We start from the raw sequence: 16,090 nt of genomic DNA, 5'->3' as shown, positions 1-16,090 counted from the left end.
AAGATTTCGCTTAGTTTTGCGGCCGTTGAACAGCCACTGCAGATGAAGTATAACTTTATTACAATTGAGGGAAATATAGGTGCGGGAAAAACGACGCTGGCCAATTTATTGGCCAAGCATTTTGATGCACGGCTCATCCTAGAACAGTTTGCGGACAATCCTTTTCTGCCTAAATTTTACGAGGATCCCAAACAATATGCGTTCCCGCTGGAGCTGTTTTTTATGGCTGAACGTTTTAAGCAGTTAAAGGAAATGCTGCAGCAAAAAGAATTGTTTCAGCAAGTTACCATTTCCGATTACCTGTTCACCAAAAGCCTCTTGTTTGCAAAGGTTACATTGCCCGAAGATGAGTTTCGTTTGTACCAGCGCTTGTTCGACATCATCATCCAGCAGTTGGTGCAACCGGAGATCCTGATTTTTTTACATGCACCAGTAACAAAATTGCAGGAGAATATTAAAAAAAGAGCAAGGCCTTACGAACAAAATATTCCAGACGAATACCTGTCGAATATCCAGCAAACCTATACGCATTATATCCGGCAGCATGGCATCAAAACAATCATTGTGGATGCATCCAATGCTGATTTTATCAACAACCCGGCACACCTGCAAACCATCATTGATGCACTGGATGCAGAGTACACCGAAGGGCAACATTTTTTACAACTGCCATGATCGTATATTAAATCGAAATTCATTTTTTATATACAAGCAATAAAAAAGGAGCAGTGAATACTGCTCCTTTTTTATTAAATATAATCAGCTTATAATTTGCCATACACCGTAAGGCCATGCGACAAATGGTAGCCCGATGTTTCGGTTACAGCTACCCTGTATTGCGATTGCAGCCCCAATGAAAATTCGTCGGAAATGCGAAACCGCAGGCCCACACCCAACGGCATCATAGCGCCGTAATAACCATCGGCTACTGTGGCACCAATGCCAGCGGAAACGTAGGGAATCAATCGAAATGTTTCGGGCAGCATTTTGGCTTGGACCGATGCATCGGCTGTGAGGAAACCAATGTTTTTTGTTTGATCAGGCTTATTGCGCAGCACTACAGAACCCGAGGTAAAACCAACGGTGACACCCAGGTCAAGCTTGGGCAGCAAACCCTGCGCATAAGTTACCGCAAGGCCTGCATTCATATTCCGCAATTTGGCCGTCTGGCTATTGTTGATAGCCGATTCGATGGACGAATTGCGGATGTTGCGGGCAGTAATAAAGTCGTTGAAAATAACGGAGATACCAAGCGAGGCGGGACGCAGTTCACTGTTTTGGGTTCCTTCGCTATCCTGTGCCACCACAGGGCTGGCGAAGAAAAGCAACAGGCACAGGGCCAGGTGCATACGGTTCATAAGTGGTTGGTTTTAATTTAGGCAAATAAAACCAATTACCGCATACCAGCCAATAGTGGCCGATTATTCTCCCAATTTAGGTTTCTTTTTTCCAAGCACTTCCACTTTTACACGGGTAAGGCCGGAATTGGTGTAGCCCAGCGTTTTTGCTGCGGCTTTGCTCAGGTCCACAATGCGGTTCATTTTGGGGTGCAACCGATCGTTGGTGCGTACCAAAACAGATTTGTTATTTCTTAAATTAGTGACCCGAATCCAGGTATTGAGGGGCAACACATTGCAAGCCGCCGTTAAATTATCGGGGTCGTACGTATCGCCGTTTGCTGTTTTACGGCCGGTAAATTTATCTGCGTAATAAGAGGCAGTACCATAATACGTTTTTATTTCCGCAACGGGCTCATCGGGTTCCTGCGCATTGAGTTCTGTAAACAGGATCATCAATGACAGGAAAAAGAGTCTTAAAAATTGCTTCATACGAATGGGTTAATTGCATGGAACAAATCCCTTCAGTGTCTAATGCCGCTCTTTGTAACATCTGTTTCAACAGCAACCCGGTTAATTGCCGCAAAAACCATCATCGTTGAATGTTTGCGAAAGTAAAACCTATAGCGGGAACGGCAAACCATATATCGTTAAAACCTATCATACCTGACGATAATCAGCGCATTTCAGCCTTTGGGCAAAGTAAATTTTAACCGGCCAAAACTAAAAGGTAGGTTTACCCCGGAAATTTACGTGTGCCCTTGATGGGTGAAACAGAAGGTTTTTAAACGTTACAAAAAGGAATTGGTTACCTCATTAACCACCTGCAGGCATATCCGAACTTTTGCAGGCAAAAATCTGCTTATGTTGCACTATGTCTTATGCACCATGCGGGTGAACAGGCGGTTAATATGCGCAGCCTGTTTAGCAATAACCACACCATTATTCGTTTTTAGCCAGGAGCAAACCCTAAAAGTTATTAACAAACCTGCACAACACAAACACCTTGTTCGAGCCGATAGCATGCAAAAAATGGTTGCGCTGGATAAATTTGTTCCCGGCATCATCATCGAATTGCAATATGCCACCGCAAAAAACTTTACAGGTGTGCAACTCTATCCGCCAGCGAAAACAACATTTGTACGGCTGCCGGTGGCAAGGGCACTTGCTGCAGTGCAGCAACAATTAGCAACAATGGGTTTGGGGTTAAAAGTGTGGGATGCATACCGGCCGCACAGCACCACGAAGGAAATGTGGGATTTAATCAAAGATGAACGTTATGTGGCCAATCCTGCAAAAGGCTCGGGCCATAACCGCGGCATTGCTGTTGATGTTACACTGATCGATTTGCGCAGCGGTGAAGAGCTGGATATGGGCACGCCATTCGATCATTTTACCGAAGCTGCCCACCATAATTATAAAGGCCTGACCGCTGCGCAACAAGAAGCAAGGACGCTGCTCAAAAATGTAATGGAGCAAAACGGCTTTCGGGCACTTGCTACCGAGTGGTGGCATTACAGCTGGCCCGATGGAGCAAAATACGAAGTGCTTGATTTAAGCTTCAATCAGCTGGCGAGATTAGCCAATTGATATTTAGCAGTTTTTTCTTCGCCTGTGATATCGCCGCTGCTGCGCACCTGCAATTGAATGCTGGTGATCCATTCGGCACAGCCTTTTTGATACAAGTGTTCCTGCACGTCGGCAATTACCTGCATCACTGCATCATGCGTGCCTTCCAACACTGTTGCAAATGCACCTACTTCAAACCGCACACCCGATGCTTCGATAATAGCAATGGCCTCATCTACCCACAGATATGGATGCCGGTCCTGCGCCAACGGAACAATTTGAATGGAAGCATTGACGATGTATGAATGCATAGTTTAGGTTTAAGTCAAAAGGCAAAAGTAAAAAAGGGAGTTTTGATTTGAATAATTGCGTTTGGGAAATTGAAGTCTAATGGGCTGCTAAATAAGTTTTCAAACGTTGCGATTTACTGCATTAAAAATGCAACACCAAGGTTCGACAACGTTGTAGTAAAAGCAAAATGTGCCCCTTCATTCAAAAGACAAAACTGAGACAGTAAAATTTTCTTGATCCAAAACAGCGCAACAGAATTCTGCCTCGCCCATTTTGACTTTTTACTTTTGCCTTTTGCCTTATCCCGCACTATCCATTCGCTACCCTCGGTATCTTTCCTTCCAGCAACATCAGGTCGGCCAACGACATGGCAGCAACTGCTTCCAGTACCGGTGGCACCCGTAATGCGATGCACAGATCGTGTCGGCCTTTGATGGAAAATTTCTCCACCTGTCCTGTTTCCCAATTCAAGGATTCCTGTTCTTTGGGTGTCGATGATGTTGGTTTGATCGCTACGCGAAATACCAGGTCGTTTCCATTGGTGATGCCACCTACCACGCCGCCAGCATTGTTGCTGCCGGTGCGCCCTTCTCCATCTAGCAATGCATCGTTATGGGCTACGCCAAACATCTTTGCTGCCAGAAATCCTGCACCAAACTCCACGCCTTTTACCGCGGGAATAGAAAATGCAGCATGTGCCATCACCGATTCAACCGAATCAAAAAACGGTTCGCCCAAACCAATGGGCAGGCCTTTTACTACGCATTCGACAATTCCCCCTACAGAGTCTTTTGCATCAATGGCTTTTTGCAAACCTTTTTCCAAATCCTGCTCTCCTCCTATTTCCAGAATCTGTGCAGCCACTTCTATTGAGCCCAACACACGTTTTGCCACAACACCGGCTGCAACCAGGCACACTGTAAGCCGCCCACTGAAATGCCCGCCGCCACGAAAATCTTCATGGCCACCAAACTTTTTCGACGCCACAAAATCGGCATGGCCGGGACGCGGAAATGCCCGTTGCTTTTCGTAATCGCCGGAGCGGGTGTTGTTGTTTTGAAATAAAATGGTGATCGGTGCACCGGTTGTTTTGCCGCGAAATACACCGCTTTGAAAAATCGGCTCGTCGGTTTCCTGGCGGGGCGTGGTGCCTTTTTGCGTACCGCCCTTGCGCCGCTCAATATCGGTAGTAAAATGTTCGGGCAACAGCTCAATGCCTGCAGGACAGCCATCAATAATAACGCCCACTGCAGGGCCGTGCGATTCGCCAAAAATGCTGACCTGGAACAAACGGCCAAATGAATTCATGGTTGATATTTTGAGCCACGATGTTTATTGATTGATTAATCAATAAACATCGTGGCATTGTGCCTAATTTTTTGTTTCCACCAATGCACCCAATTGTTGCATGTGGCTCCAGAAATGGGGGTAAGATTTATTTACTGCCTCAGCGCCAGTTACTGTCATGGTGCCGTTGCATTTAAGTGCAGCCACTGCCGCAGCCATGGCAATACGGTGATCGTTATGCGAAGAAACCTCTTTGCCTTTTACACCAGTGCCGCCAGCCACCAACATCAGGTCGTCTTGCAGTGTAATGTTAATGCCCATCTTACCAAACTCTTCCTGCAGCGTTAGTGCACGGTTGCTTTCTTTGTGGGTCAACCTGCTGGTGCCTTGAATGACAGTCGTACCATCGCAGTAAGCGGCAAGCGCTACCAATGGCGGAAATAGATCGGGGCAGTCTGTTGCATCAAACTGAAATGCTTTCAGCTTCGATGCCTTTAGTTCAATCTGATCTTCCTGCACACTCATGATGGCACCTGCCTGCATCAGTGCCTGCATCACTGCTTTATCGGCCTGTGCCGATTGCAGGTCCAAACCTTTAACAACGAGGTTTCCGGCAACAGCGCCGCTTACCAACAAGAACGCTGCGCCGCTCCAATCACCTTCAACGGTGTAGTGTACCGGCTCAGCATTTTGCTGCACATTTGGGGCAAAATAGAAAGCTTCGTAGTTCTTGTTTTGGGGTACGGGTAAACCAAATGCCTCCAATACTTTCAGTGTCAGGTCAACATACGGGCGGCTATTGAGCCCCGTTACATGGATCGTTACACCCGATGCGCCAGCCGCAGCATAAGCAAACAATAACCCGGTAAGGTATTGCGATGACAGTGACCCATCAACGGTAATGTCGCGGGGCTGGAGTGGGCCTTGGATATGTAACGGCAAATGACCACCGTTACTCTTGCAAGTAACATCCAATTGCGGGAGCACTTCATCAAAAAAGTGCATGGGCCGTTTTGCCAAACTGCCGGAGCCAACCACCTGGATGGCGCTGCTCGCCAATGCAGCAATTGAAGTAAACATACGAATGGAAAGCCCGCTTTCGTGGCAATCAATTTTGTCGGAAACGGGTTGTACACCGCCACTGCTGATTTCGATGATTTCATCTTGTTGCCGCACGGTAGCACCCAGTTGCTGGATGATGTCCAATGCTGCTTTATCGTCGTTCGATACACCGGGGTTGTGCAAATGGGAAACACCTTTACGAACCAATGCTGCGGCACATGCTCGCTGCATGGCACTTTTGGATGCGGGTGCTGTAATAGTTCCGGCTACGGATCCAGGTTGAATAGTTGCGATCATCAGAGATAATTGTAAATAGTATTGAGCTCGATCTTTTGTATCACTGCCTTGCCCAGCTTTTCCAACAACACAAAATTCATTTCAGCACCTTCCTTTTTTTTATCGCTGGTGAGCAAAGAAAAAGTTTGTTCGCGGTCGTAATCGAGATGGATGGGTAAGCCATATTGCGCAATCAGTTGCTGCAGTCGTTCGGCACCTTTAAAGCCGATGCGCTGCGCGGAAAGCTTTGCTGCAAACACCATCCCGATTGACACGGCATGACCATGCGGCAGACCATGTGGCGTTTCAATCGCATGGGCCAGCGTGTGGCCAAAATTGAGCAGGCGCCGGATATTTTTTTCAAACTCATCGTCCTGCACTACACTGCATTTGAGCAGCGCATTTCGCCGAATGAGCTTTTCTAGTCCGTCTTTATTTTTCTGGTAAAATTTCAGGTCTGCTTTCTCCAGTTGCCGAAACATCGAAAGGTCGCGGATAGCCGCATGTTTGATGATCTCGGCAAATCCGTTGCGCCATTCACCATCCGGCAATGTTTTCAAAAGCGATGCATCGTACAACAAGAAGTTGGGTTGGTTGATGCAGCCCACCATGTTTTTATATGCGCCTACATCAATGCCATTTTTACCGCCAATTGATGCGTCCACCATTGCCAGTATCGACGTGGGGACAAAACCAAACGCAATGCCTCGCATGAACACCGAAGCAATATACCCGGTAAGGTCGGTGATGACGCCGCCGCCAATGCCCACCAGCACGGTTTGCCGGTTGGCTTTCCTTTCAATAAGTTGGTTGATGACGTGATCCACCGTGGCCTGCACTTTGTGCTGCTCCCCTGCTTTGATGACAATGGTTTGCCAGCCTTTAAATTTATTGCCGTGCAGTTGAAACAGGTGCTCGTCGGTAATGAGCACAGTATTTTTTTTCGGAACCAGGTCTTTTAACTGGCTAAACGAACCACCGAAATGGAGCGAAACTTTTTGCCGGCTGAACTGAATCTTTTTTTCGGTCATGCGTTGCTGTGAGAGGTGGGCGATTGAGGGGTAAAATGCCTTGCAGCGTACAGCATTGAGTTTCGGGCTACGAGTGTCAAGCAAAATGCTCGTCACTCATAGCCCGTGGCTCAGTGCTTTTTCTAAAACCATAAACATGCAATAGCTGCTTATGAATTCAGCACCTTGGTTTGGTGGTTGATGCTTTCGAGGTGCACTGCGTCAAAATAACGGGTGATAAAATCGGCACTCAGGCCCAGTTTCTCGCCTTTTGCTGTAGCACGCTGCAAAATTTCGTTCCAGCGATTGGTTTGCAACACGGTGATGTTGGCTTCTTTTTTATAAGTACCAATTTTTTCAGCAACCTTCATGCGCTGGCCCAGGATCTGCAACAGTTCGTCATCGAGGTGATCGATCTGTGCACGCAGTTTATCCAATGCGGCATGGTACTCTTCCGATGCCACATCTTCGCGGCGCCAGGTGATGCTGCCCAACATTTCAGCGAGGCGCTCCGGTGTAATTTGTTGCTTGGCATCGCTCCATGCATTGTCCGGATCGATGTGGCTTTCAATGATTAATCCGTCGAAATCAAGGTCGATGGCTTTTTGCGCCACTTCCTGCAGAATATCGCGGCGGCCGCAGATATGCGAAGGGTCGTTGATCATGAGCAGCTCCGGGTTGCGCCGCTTCATTTCAATAGCGAGGTGCCACATCGGCGCATTGCGGTATTCGCTGTTGCCGTATGAAGAGAATCCACGGTGGATCAAACCAATATCTTTGATGCCGCTTTTTGCTACGCGTTCCACAGCACCGATCCACAGCTCCAGATCGGGGTTAATGGGATTCTTGATCAGTACGGGCTTGTCCACGCCACGAAGGGCGTCGGCCACTTCCTGTACAGAAAAAGGGTTCACGGTAGTGCGGGCACCGATCCACAGAATGTCTACATCAAAGTGCAGCGCATCTTCTACTTGTTTGCCGGTAGCTACTTCCACTGCGGTGAGCAGTCCGGTTTGCTTGCGGGCTTGTTGCAGCCAGGGCAGGCCCTTGGTACCAATACCTTCAAAAGAACCGGGGCGGGTACGCGGCTTCCAAATGCCGGCACGAAGCACATCTACCTTGCCGGTTTTGGCCAGGCGCTGCGCGGTTTCCAGCACTTGTTCTTCGGTTTCTGCACTGCACGGCCCTGATATGATCAGCGGCCTTTTTTGCCATACTTGTTGTACGGCAGGTGTTGCGGGGTTGGTTACTGTTTGCATGTTTATGGTTTTATAAGTTTGGAGGAAGCTGCGAGCTTTAAGTTTTAAGCTAATAACTCACCACTCCCCTATTTCAATATTTTCTTGATCCTGTTCGCATTGTTCATCAGTTCGGCGAGGTATGGATAGTTTTCCTTTTCCAGGCAGGCTTTGAATTTGCGCAGTTGTGAAATATGTTCGTTCAAAACATCGAGTACGTTTTCCCTGTTTTGCATGAATATGCTGGCCCAGGTATCCGGATTACTTTTTGCAAGCCGCACGGTGCTTTCAAAACCGGCACTGGCCAACTCGAAAATGGCGTCTTCTTCCCTCTCTTTTTCCAAAACCGTATTGGCCAATGCAAATGAAGTAATGTGCGAAATATGGCTGATGTACGCCACATGAACATCGTGTGATGCTGCATCCATATACACCAGGTGCATGCCCAATGCACGGTACAGGTTTTCTACAAGCGCCACGGCATCGGCATCGCTATCTTTTCGGTTACAGATCACCGTTGCTTTTTGCTCAAATGCGCCCCGCACCGCTGCTTCGGGCCCACTGTATTCGGTACCCCACATGGGGTGCGAAGCTACAAAGCGGCTGCGTTTTGGGTGGTTGGCAATGGCTTCAATCATAGCCAGTTTGGTAGAACCTACATCCATCACCACCTGGTTTTGTACATAGTCCAGCACGGTTGGTGCCAGGGTTGCAATAGCACTTACGGGCACTGCCAACACAACAAGATCCACTGCATCAATAGCATCTTCCAAAGGCAGTACTTCATCCACCAAACCCAGTTCAAGAGCCTTATTTGTATGCGCTTCGTTTTGGTCCACGCCAATCACTTGCTGCGCCAGGCCTTTTTCTTTAAGTGCCAGCGCCATGCTGCCGCCAATCAGTCCAATGCCTACAATTGCCGCTTTCATGCCGGTACCTTCCTTGCTTCTTTAATGCGGTTAATAGCCGCGTCTAATTTTTCAATGGGACTGCACAGGCTAACGCGGATAAAGCCATTGCCTGCGCTGCCAAATATGCCGCCAGGTGTAATGAACACACGGGCCGTTTGCAATATTTCATCACTCACTGTAAAGCCATCGCTATAATCGGCTGGTATTTGCGCCCAGATGAACATACCTGCCTGGTCGGTCGAATAAGTGCAACTAATGAGATCGAGCAACTCGTAGGCCTTTTGCCTGCGTTGCCGGTACTGTTCGTTTACCGATTGATACCAGGAAGCATCCAGCGAAAGGGCTTTTACTGCAGCTAATTGCAGCGGCAAAAACATGCCGCTGTCCATATTGCTTTTAAAGCGCAACACTTCGTTGATGCGTTCGGCTGCACCGAGTAAAAAACCAACCCGCCAGCCGGCCATGTTGTGCGATTTGGACAGCGAGTTCAGCTCCAGCACCACTTCTTTTGCACCATCCACCGACAGCATGCTTGCAGGCTGATCGTTGAGGATAAAACTGTATGGATTGTCGTGGCAAATAAGGATGTTGTGTTTTTTACCAAACTGCACCAAGCGCTCAAACACTTCGGTTTGCGGCAATTGCCCGGTGGGCATTTGTGGGTAGTTTACCCACATCAGTTTTACCTGCGACAAGTCGGTTTGTTCCAACGCTTCAAAGTCGGGGAAATAATTATTTGCGGCAGTCAACTCGTAGGGCAAACAAGTGCCACCAGCCAACTGCACGGCACTGCGGTATGTAGGATAACCGGGATTAGGAATCAGCGCAACATCGCCTTCGTTGAGGTAGGTCATGCAGATGTGGAGGATGCCTTCTTTTGAACCAATCAGCGGCAATATTTCCGATGCCGGATCTAGTTCCACACCGTACCATGTTGCATACCACTGGGCCACCGCCTTGCGCAGCGCTTCTGCACCTTTATAGCTTTGATAAGCATGGTTGCCGGGCTTGGCTGCTTCTTCCTGCAGCACCCGAATCACTTCGGGATGCGGCGGCAGGTCGGGGCTGCCAATGCCCAGGTTTAGCACCGGCGCACCGGTTTTGTTCAGCTCGTCTATCTGCTTCAGCTTTTGCGAAAAATAATATTCACCAATGCCGTCCAGCCTTTTGGCTACAGAGATTTCCATGGTGGTTGCTTAAATGGTTTTTCCTTTTTTGTAAATGCCGTACACCGTCAGTTCGGCGGTCAGCGGCCTTATATCGTTCAATGCACTTTCCAATTGCCCAGCCGATTCAAATTCAAGGTCGGCATGAAAGGCATAGCGCCAGTCGCTGCCCGGGATAGGAAAGCTTTGCAGCTTGCTCAGGTTAATGCCCTGGCCCGCAATAGCACTCAACACTTTGGCAAGGCTGCCTCTTGAATGGTCGGTATGAAAATGAATGGAAGCTTTATCTGCATCGATCACCGGCAGGGCCGCATCGCTGCGTTGCAACACCAGGAAGCGTGTGTAGTTCGCTTTCATGGTATGAATGTTCGGCGCAATGATCTCCAGCCCAAACAAGTCGGCAGCCAGCTTGGAAGCAATCGCCGCGTGGTGTTTGCTCCTGTTCTTTGCCAGGCGTTTTGCACTCAAAGCCGTGTCTTCGCTTTCCACCAGTTTCCAATGATGTTTGTCTAAAAAATCCAGGCACTGCTGCAATGCCATCGGATGCGAATGCACTTCCTTGATATCTTCTAATTGAACACCCGGGTTCACCATCAGGTTTTGTTTGATGGTTAAGTAAATTTCACCGGTAACCTTGAGCCCGCTTTTTTGCAACAGGTTGTAGTTGGGTAAAATGGAACCGGCAATGGAATTTTCGATGGCCATTACGCCGCCGGTACTTTCCTTTTTGTTGCCTGCAATTTTCACTACTTCGCGAAAGGTGGCGCAAGGCACTACCTCCACGCCTTTGCCAAAAAACTGCTGTGCCGCCACCTGGTGAAAGCTGCCTTCAAAACCCTGAATCGATACCCGTTGTATTTCCATCTGTTGCATTTGCGGCAAAAAAAATCCCGGCCTCCAGGCCGGGATTCTATGTTGTAGATTTTTTATTCGGTTCGGTTACAACAAAAGCATCCCGGCTTCTTTACTAAAGAAGGTAAAATAAAATCCGTAATAAGCTTTCGTCAATAACATGGCAGTAAAACTAAAGGATATTCAAAAAAGAACCAAATTTTTTATCGTTTTTCACGCTTGAAGGGTGCAGAATCGGCAGGATTCATCCGGATGCGGCGGCCGTGAAAGTTTTTGCCGTCGATGGAACGAATCATTTGATCGGCCGCTTTTGCGTCCACTTCTACCCAGCTGTTCATTTCCCGCATATCAATGCGGCCCAGCACATCTTTACGCAGGTCGCTCAGGTCGAGGATAAACTGCAGGAACGATGCTTTGTAAAAGCCATCCTTTGTACCCAGGTTCACAAACAAGCGGGTGAAGTTTCCGCCACCGCTGCCGTATTGCTTGCGTTCGCCACGGCTTTCACGGCTGCGTTCGGCAAATGTGCCTTCGCCCCTTCTTTCACGTGGTTCGCGGCTGCGTACATTCAGGTCTTCCGAGTTTTCGTAGTATTTCAAAAACCGGTCGAACTCCAATGCAGCCACACGCTTCAGCACTTCTTCTTTGCTCATATCGGCAAATTTTTCCTCCAGCAGCGGCATGTACGTTTCATAATCGCCGTGGCTAACATCAGCCTGGATTAGTTTTTCCATAAAAAAGAAAAACTGCTTGCGGCAAACGTCTTTGCCCGAAGGGATTTCCATTTTGTGCAGCGGCACACCAATCATGCGTTCGATGGTGCGGATGCGGTGCGCTTCACGCATGTGTACAATGGAAAGGCAAACACCGGTTTTGCCGGCACGGCCGGTACGGCCACTGCGGTGGGTGTACACTTCCACGTCATCGGGCAGTTCGTAGTTAATCACGTGGGTAATGCCCGACACATCGATGCCCCGTGCTGCCACGTCGGTGGCAATCAGCAGTTGCAACGCTTTATCCCTAAACTTGCCCATCACCTTGTTGCGCTGCTCTTGGCTCAGGTCGCCGTGCAGGGCTTCAATGTCGTATCCTTCGCGGGTCAGTTTTTCGGCAATATCCTGCGCATCCATTTTGGTGCGGGTAAATATGATGCCGTACATACCGGGGTTGAAATCAATCAGCCGCTTCAACGTTTCATAACGGTGCTGCGCAGTTGTAACCAGGTATTGGTGGTCGATGTTTTTATTGGCAGTATTTACTTTACCCACCGTTACTTCGGTTGGGTTTTTCATATACCGCTTGCTTACGTTGCGGATTTCGGGCGGCATCGTAGCGCTGAACAGCCACGTGCTGTCGCGCTGCGGCGTATTTTTCAAAATAGCCTCAATATCTTCCTGGAAGCCCATGTTCAGCATTTCATCAGCTTCATCCAGCACCACGTATTTAATCTCTTCGAGGTTAATGGCTTTGCGCTCAATCAGGTCGATGAGGCGGCCCGGTGTGGCCACCACTATTTGCACGCCGCGGCGGATGTCGCGGATCTGGTTGGTAATAGATGTGCCACCATACACGGCTACGATGTGTACCGCCGGTTGAAACTTTTTAAACAGCTCCATCTCATTCACGATCTGCATGCACAATTCGCGGGTGGGGCAAACGATCAGGGCCTGCGGGTGCCGGTCGTCCTGATTGATGAGTTGAAGCAGCGGCAGGCCAAATGCTGCCGTTTTTCCCGTGCCCGTTTGCGCCAGGCCAATGAGGTCGTTGGTGCCGGAAAGCAGCACCGGGATAGCCTGCTCTTGTATAGGGGTAGGTGTGGTAAATCCAAGGTCTGTAACTGCACGAAGCAGCGGTTCGCTTAATCCAAGCGATTCGAAAGTTGTCATTATCAAAATTTGCGCAAAGGTAACGCCCTTGCAGGGTAAATTCCGTAGTCGTAAAATAAAAGTCTCCCCTGAAAACAAGGGAGACTCGACTTAAGAATGCTTGCCATAAAATTCTTTGATCTGGCAAAAGCAGAAATGGGGTACGGTCTAAAACCGAACCAATTATTGCTGACCGCCAGTGGTTGTGTCGGTAGTAGTGGTGCTCATACCAGTGGTATCAGCGCCCATAGTGCCCATGCCGGTAGTGTCGGTACCGATGGTGCCAGTGCCCATACCGGTTGTGTCGGTAGTAGCAGGATCAACGGTCAAAGTAGATGTGTCGGTTGTAGCGTCAGTTGTTTCAGCGTCGTTGCCGCAAGCTACCAGTACACCAGCCAGAGCGAAAATTGCAAGGAACTTTTTCATGTGTTGTTTTTTAAAAAATGTTGATAGTTAAGGAAAAGTTTAACGCAGCGTGTCATTGCGGTCGCGGTCCAATGCCGTATCCAAATGATCCCGTACGTCTTTGTATTTTTCTTTTGCAGAATCTGCCAGAACCTCGGCCTTGTTCTCCACCTTTTTCAAAACGCTGTCCACTTCGTTTCTGGCTTCGCGGCCTTCTTCGCCACAGGAAGAAAAGAGCAGCACAGTTAAAAACAGACAGGCGAATTGTTTCATGGTGGTCAAGGTTTCAGTCATTATTGTTTAGCAGCAGAGTCAGCGTTTGCTTTATTAGCAGAATCAGTTTTTTCAAAAGTGGCCTCCACTTTGTTCACCACGCTGTCAGTAGTTTCCTGGATCGAATCAATACGGGCATCAGCGGTCGAATCGATAGCGTCAACTACAGAATCTTTTACAGTATCAGCAGAAGCGCCATCATTGTTGCAGGCAGCTACCGAAGCAGCTACAGCAAGAATCAAAAAAGCTTTTTTCATTTTTTTGTTTGATTTTTAAGTCTACCCAGGTTTATTCCCCGCTTTGCAAAAAGGTAACCCACGATTTTAAAAAATTTTTCTGCCGGACTGCGGGTTACTATTTTTAGTTTTTGGTATTAAATAATGAGCGTTGAAAGCGGACAATGAGACTTTACTTTTGAGGGGACTGGCTAAGAACGACCGCAAGGCCATCGAAACCATTTACCGGGAGCATTACAATCTGGTGCAGGCGCTTGTTTTAAAGAACAACGGAACGGCCGAAGATGCGAAGGATGTTTTTCAGGAGGCCATGATTGTTTTGTACGAAAAGGCTAAATCAGAATCTTTCACCCTCACCAGCCAGTTGGGCACTTTTATTTACTCGGTTTGCCGGCGCATTTGGCTCAAACGCCTGATGCACCAAAACAGGTTTATGATAGCCGAAGAAGGTGAACTGGAGCTGATTGGCGTAGAGGCGGAAGTAGAGGAACAGGAACAGCACAACCACGAGTTTGCCACCATGGAAAAAGCCATCGGCAGCCTCGGCGAACCCTGCAAAAGCCTGCTGGAAGCCTTTTACCTTGAAAAGCGCAATATGCAGGACATTGCCCTTTCGTTTGGCTATACCAACGCCGACAACGCCAAGACGCAGAAGTATAAATGCCTGATGCGCCTGAAGAAATTGTTTTTTAGTACCTATAATAGCAACGCCTGAGATGGACGAACTGAAGATGCTGGAACAAATTGAACGCTACATCAACGGGCAAATGAGCCCGGATGAACGTGTTCAGTTTGAACAGCTGCGCAAAACGAATCCTGAAATTGACCAGATGGTGGTGGAGCACACATTTTTTGTGCACCAGTTCACGCATTTCGATGAGATCAAGAAGTTCAAGAGCAAACTGAACGACATCCACATTGACTTGGCTGAGAAAGGCGCTATTCAATCTACCCGCCTGCAAGGCCGTGCCAAGGTTGTTTACCTGGTAAATAAATACAAGCGTGTGGCCGCAATTGCCGCATCCATTGCGGGCATTACGGCCATTGCACTGAGCTCGCTGGTGGTGTCGGTTTCGCCGAAAGCACCCGCTAAAGAAATTGCTCAACTGAGCCGCCAGATCGATGCGCTGAAACGCAAAGACCAGGAACTGAACCAGGAACTGAACCAGGTTAAAAATCATGTAACCACCGCACCGCCCGATATTACTTATAAAACCGGCGGCACCGGTTTTTTGATCAATACCAAAGGGCTGCTGGCCACCAATGCGCATGTGATCCAGAATGCCAGCCATGTGGTGATCCAGGGCAATAATGGTAAAGATTATGCAGTGCAGGTAGTGTTTATGGATATGGCAAAAGACCTGGCCCTGTTGCAGATTGTAGACAGCTCTTTTAAAGCACCTGCTTCCCTACCCTACGCCATCAAACAAACACCTGGTGAACTGGCTGAACCGGTGTTTACGCTGGGTTATCCGCGCAATGAAATTGTGTATGGCGAAGGTTATCTTTCTGCCAAAACCGGTTTTAAAGGTGATACGATGACTTACCAGATTGCCATTGCAGCCAACCCCGGCAACAGCGGCGGTCCCATCCTGAACAAAGCCGGTGAAGTGGTGGGCATATTGAGCACCAAACAAACCAGCGCCGAAGGTGTAGTGTTTGCCACGCAATCAAAATTCATTCACCGCGCCATTGACTCGCTGCGCAGGCAGGACACCGCTTTTGGTAAAGTGAAACTGCCCAATGCAGGCTCGCTGAAAAACCTCGACCGCACCCAGCAGGTTAAAAAGATCAAGGATTTTGTTTTTATGGTGAAGGTGAATTAAGCCTTTGGTTTTACACAGAGACTCTACCAGACCGAGCGTTCACTGAACAACTAAATATCAGCATATATGTTAGCCGCAAAGACTTTGGTTTTTGTGGCTTTTTTGTGTTGCGTGTTTTTGGGTTTTTGTTTGTTGCGCTGGGTTTTTGCTTGTCATGCTGAGCGCAGCGACGCATCTAAGTGTTGTAGGTGCAGCATCTTTGCAGAAAAAGCAGGTTCACTTTCTCTTCAACATTTGCGCAAGTGCAGGCTCAGATCCTTCGCTGCGCTCAGGATGACAGGGGCAAATAACTTGATTAGTAGGCAAAGGGTAGTAAAACGAAAGGAAAAATTCTACTGAAAGTGTATGCCACATTGCAATAAGGGCTTATCATGCCGAAGACCATTCGGCAACTCCTGCACTACTTATAAATGCCGCATTTGAAGGGGATGCCGAAACAAGTTCGGCATGACAGCTAATATAGGACGACCGTTTACTACAAGTGCA

Annotated in this window: 18 protein-coding genes; 4 read left to right on the top strand and 14 right to left on the bottom strand. The window is 48.3% G+C overall.

Annotated features, from left to right (window positions below; genetic code table 11):
- Positions 1–42: 42 nt before the first annotated feature.
- Positions 43–675 (top strand): deoxynucleoside kinase, encoded by a 633-nt coding sequence (locus tag DRJ53_RS01040; RefSeq protein ID WP_114233726.1) that lies wholly within the window; start codon positions 43–45, stop codon positions 673–675.
- An 89-nt stretch (positions 676–764) separates the two neighbouring features.
- On the opposite strand, the gene DRJ53_RS01035 is transcribed toward DRJ53_RS01040, so the two are convergent.
- A complete protein-coding gene (locus DRJ53_RS01035) occupies positions 765–1,358 on the bottom strand; it encodes a hypothetical protein (RefSeq protein WP_114233725.1) in 594 nt (197 codons plus the stop codon).
- A gap of 63 nt (positions 1,359–1,421) precedes the next feature.
- On the bottom strand, positions 1,422–1,829 hold the full coding sequence (locus tag DRJ53_RS01030) for a septal ring lytic transglycosylase RlpA family protein (protein ID WP_114233724.1): 408 nt from the start codon (positions 1,827–1,829) through the stop codon (positions 1,422–1,424).
- 531 nt (positions 1,830–2,360) lie between these two features.
- Between DRJ53_RS01030 and DRJ53_RS01025 the strand changes: the two genes are divergently transcribed.
- Positions 2,361–2,927, top strand: a complete 567-nt coding sequence (locus DRJ53_RS01025) for a M15 family metallopeptidase (protein WP_162303777.1) — start codon at positions 2,361–2,363, stop codon at positions 2,925–2,927.
- Here DRJ53_RS01025 and DRJ53_RS01020 read toward each other — a convergent pair.
- The 12 genes from DRJ53_RS01020 to DRJ53_RS00965 all read right to left on the bottom strand — a co-directional run bounded on the left by DRJ53_RS01020 (position 2,903) and on the right by DRJ53_RS00965 (position 13,799).
- The gene (locus DRJ53_RS01020; protein WP_114233722.1) at positions 2,903–3,217 is read right to left on the bottom strand and encodes a thiamine-binding protein; all 315 of its coding nucleotides are present in this window, start codon (positions 3,215–3,217) and stop codon (positions 2,903–2,905) included. The two genes, DRJ53_RS01025 and DRJ53_RS01020, sit on opposite strands and share 25 nt — an antisense overlap.
- Positions 3,218–3,506: 289 nt before the next feature.
- A complete protein-coding gene (locus DRJ53_RS01015; RefSeq protein WP_114233721.1) occupies positions 3,507–4,505 on the bottom strand; it encodes a chorismate synthase in 999 nt (332 codons plus the stop codon).
- A 63-nt stretch (positions 4,506–4,568) separates the two neighbouring features.
- On the bottom strand, positions 4,569–5,843 hold the full coding sequence (aroA, locus tag DRJ53_RS01010; protein WP_114233720.1) for a 3-phosphoshikimate 1-carboxyvinyltransferase: 1,275 nt from the start codon (positions 5,841–5,843) through the stop codon (positions 4,569–4,571).
- Entirely contained in the window at positions 5,843–6,853 is a 1,011-nt protein-coding gene (gene aroB, locus DRJ53_RS01005) for a 3-dehydroquinate synthase (protein ID WP_114233719.1), read from the bottom strand. The genes aroA and aroB overlap by 1 nt, the downstream gene beginning before the upstream one ends.
- Before the next feature lie 149 nt (positions 6,854–7,002).
- Entirely contained in the window at positions 7,003–8,091 is a 1,089-nt protein-coding gene (locus tag DRJ53_RS01000; RefSeq protein ID WP_114233718.1) for a chorismate mutase, read from the bottom strand.
- Positions 8,092–8,159: 68 nt separating this feature from the next.
- Entirely contained in the window at positions 8,160–8,999 is an 840-nt protein-coding gene (locus DRJ53_RS00995; RefSeq protein WP_114233717.1) for a prephenate dehydrogenase, read from the bottom strand.
- Positions 8,996–10,168, bottom strand: coding sequence for a pyridoxal phosphate-dependent aminotransferase (locus DRJ53_RS00990; protein WP_114233716.1), 1,173 nt, complete (start codon positions 10,166–10,168; stop codon positions 8,996–8,998). Before DRJ53_RS00990 ends, DRJ53_RS00995 begins: the two co-directional genes overlap by 4 nt.
- 9 nt (positions 10,169–10,177) lie before the next feature.
- Entirely contained in the window at positions 10,178–11,011 is an 834-nt protein-coding gene (locus DRJ53_RS00985) for a prephenate dehydratase (RefSeq protein ID WP_114234403.1), read from the bottom strand.
- Positions 11,012–11,202: 191 nt separating this feature from the next.
- Complete coding sequence (locus tag DRJ53_RS00980) at positions 11,203–12,885, bottom strand: DEAD/DEAH box helicase (RefSeq protein WP_114233715.1); 1,683 nt, start codon at positions 12,883–12,885, stop codon at positions 11,203–11,205.
- A gap of 162 nt (positions 12,886–13,047) precedes the next feature.
- Positions 13,048–13,290, bottom strand: a complete 243-nt coding sequence (locus tag DRJ53_RS00975) for a hypothetical protein (RefSeq protein ID WP_114233714.1) — start codon at positions 13,288–13,290, stop codon at positions 13,048–13,050.
- Positions 13,291–13,329: 39 nt separating this feature from the next.
- Entirely contained in the window at positions 13,330–13,542 is a 213-nt protein-coding gene (locus DRJ53_RS00970) for a hypothetical protein (RefSeq protein WP_123893273.1), read from the bottom strand.
- 20 nt (positions 13,543–13,562) lie between these two features.
- Positions 13,563–13,799 carry a hypothetical protein gene (locus tag DRJ53_RS00965; protein ID WP_114233712.1) on the bottom strand — a complete coding sequence of 79 codons (237 nt, stop codon included), beginning with the start codon at positions 13,797–13,799 and terminating at the stop codon, positions 13,563–13,565.
- A 130-nt stretch (positions 13,800–13,929) separates the two neighbouring features.
- Between DRJ53_RS00965 and DRJ53_RS00960 the strand changes: the two genes are divergently transcribed.
- Complete coding sequence (locus DRJ53_RS00960; protein ID WP_114233711.1) at positions 13,930–14,493, top strand: RNA polymerase sigma factor; 564 nt, start codon at positions 13,930–13,932, stop codon at positions 14,491–14,493.
- A 1-nt stretch (position 14,494) separates the two neighbouring features.
- Positions 14,495–15,604, top strand: a complete 1,110-nt coding sequence (locus DRJ53_RS00955) for a S1C family serine protease (RefSeq protein ID WP_114233710.1) — start codon at positions 14,495–14,497, stop codon at positions 15,602–15,604.
- Positions 15,605–16,090 lie beyond the last annotated feature (486 nt).

Origin of the sequence: Paracnuella aquatica (assembly GCF_003332885.2) — a bacterium.
In the GTDB taxonomy this organism is placed as follows: Bacteria; Bacteroidota; Bacteroidia; order Chitinophagales; family Chitinophagaceae; genus Flavisolibacter; species Flavisolibacter aquaticus.
This window is presented reverse-complemented; position numbering and strand designations above follow the sequence as displayed.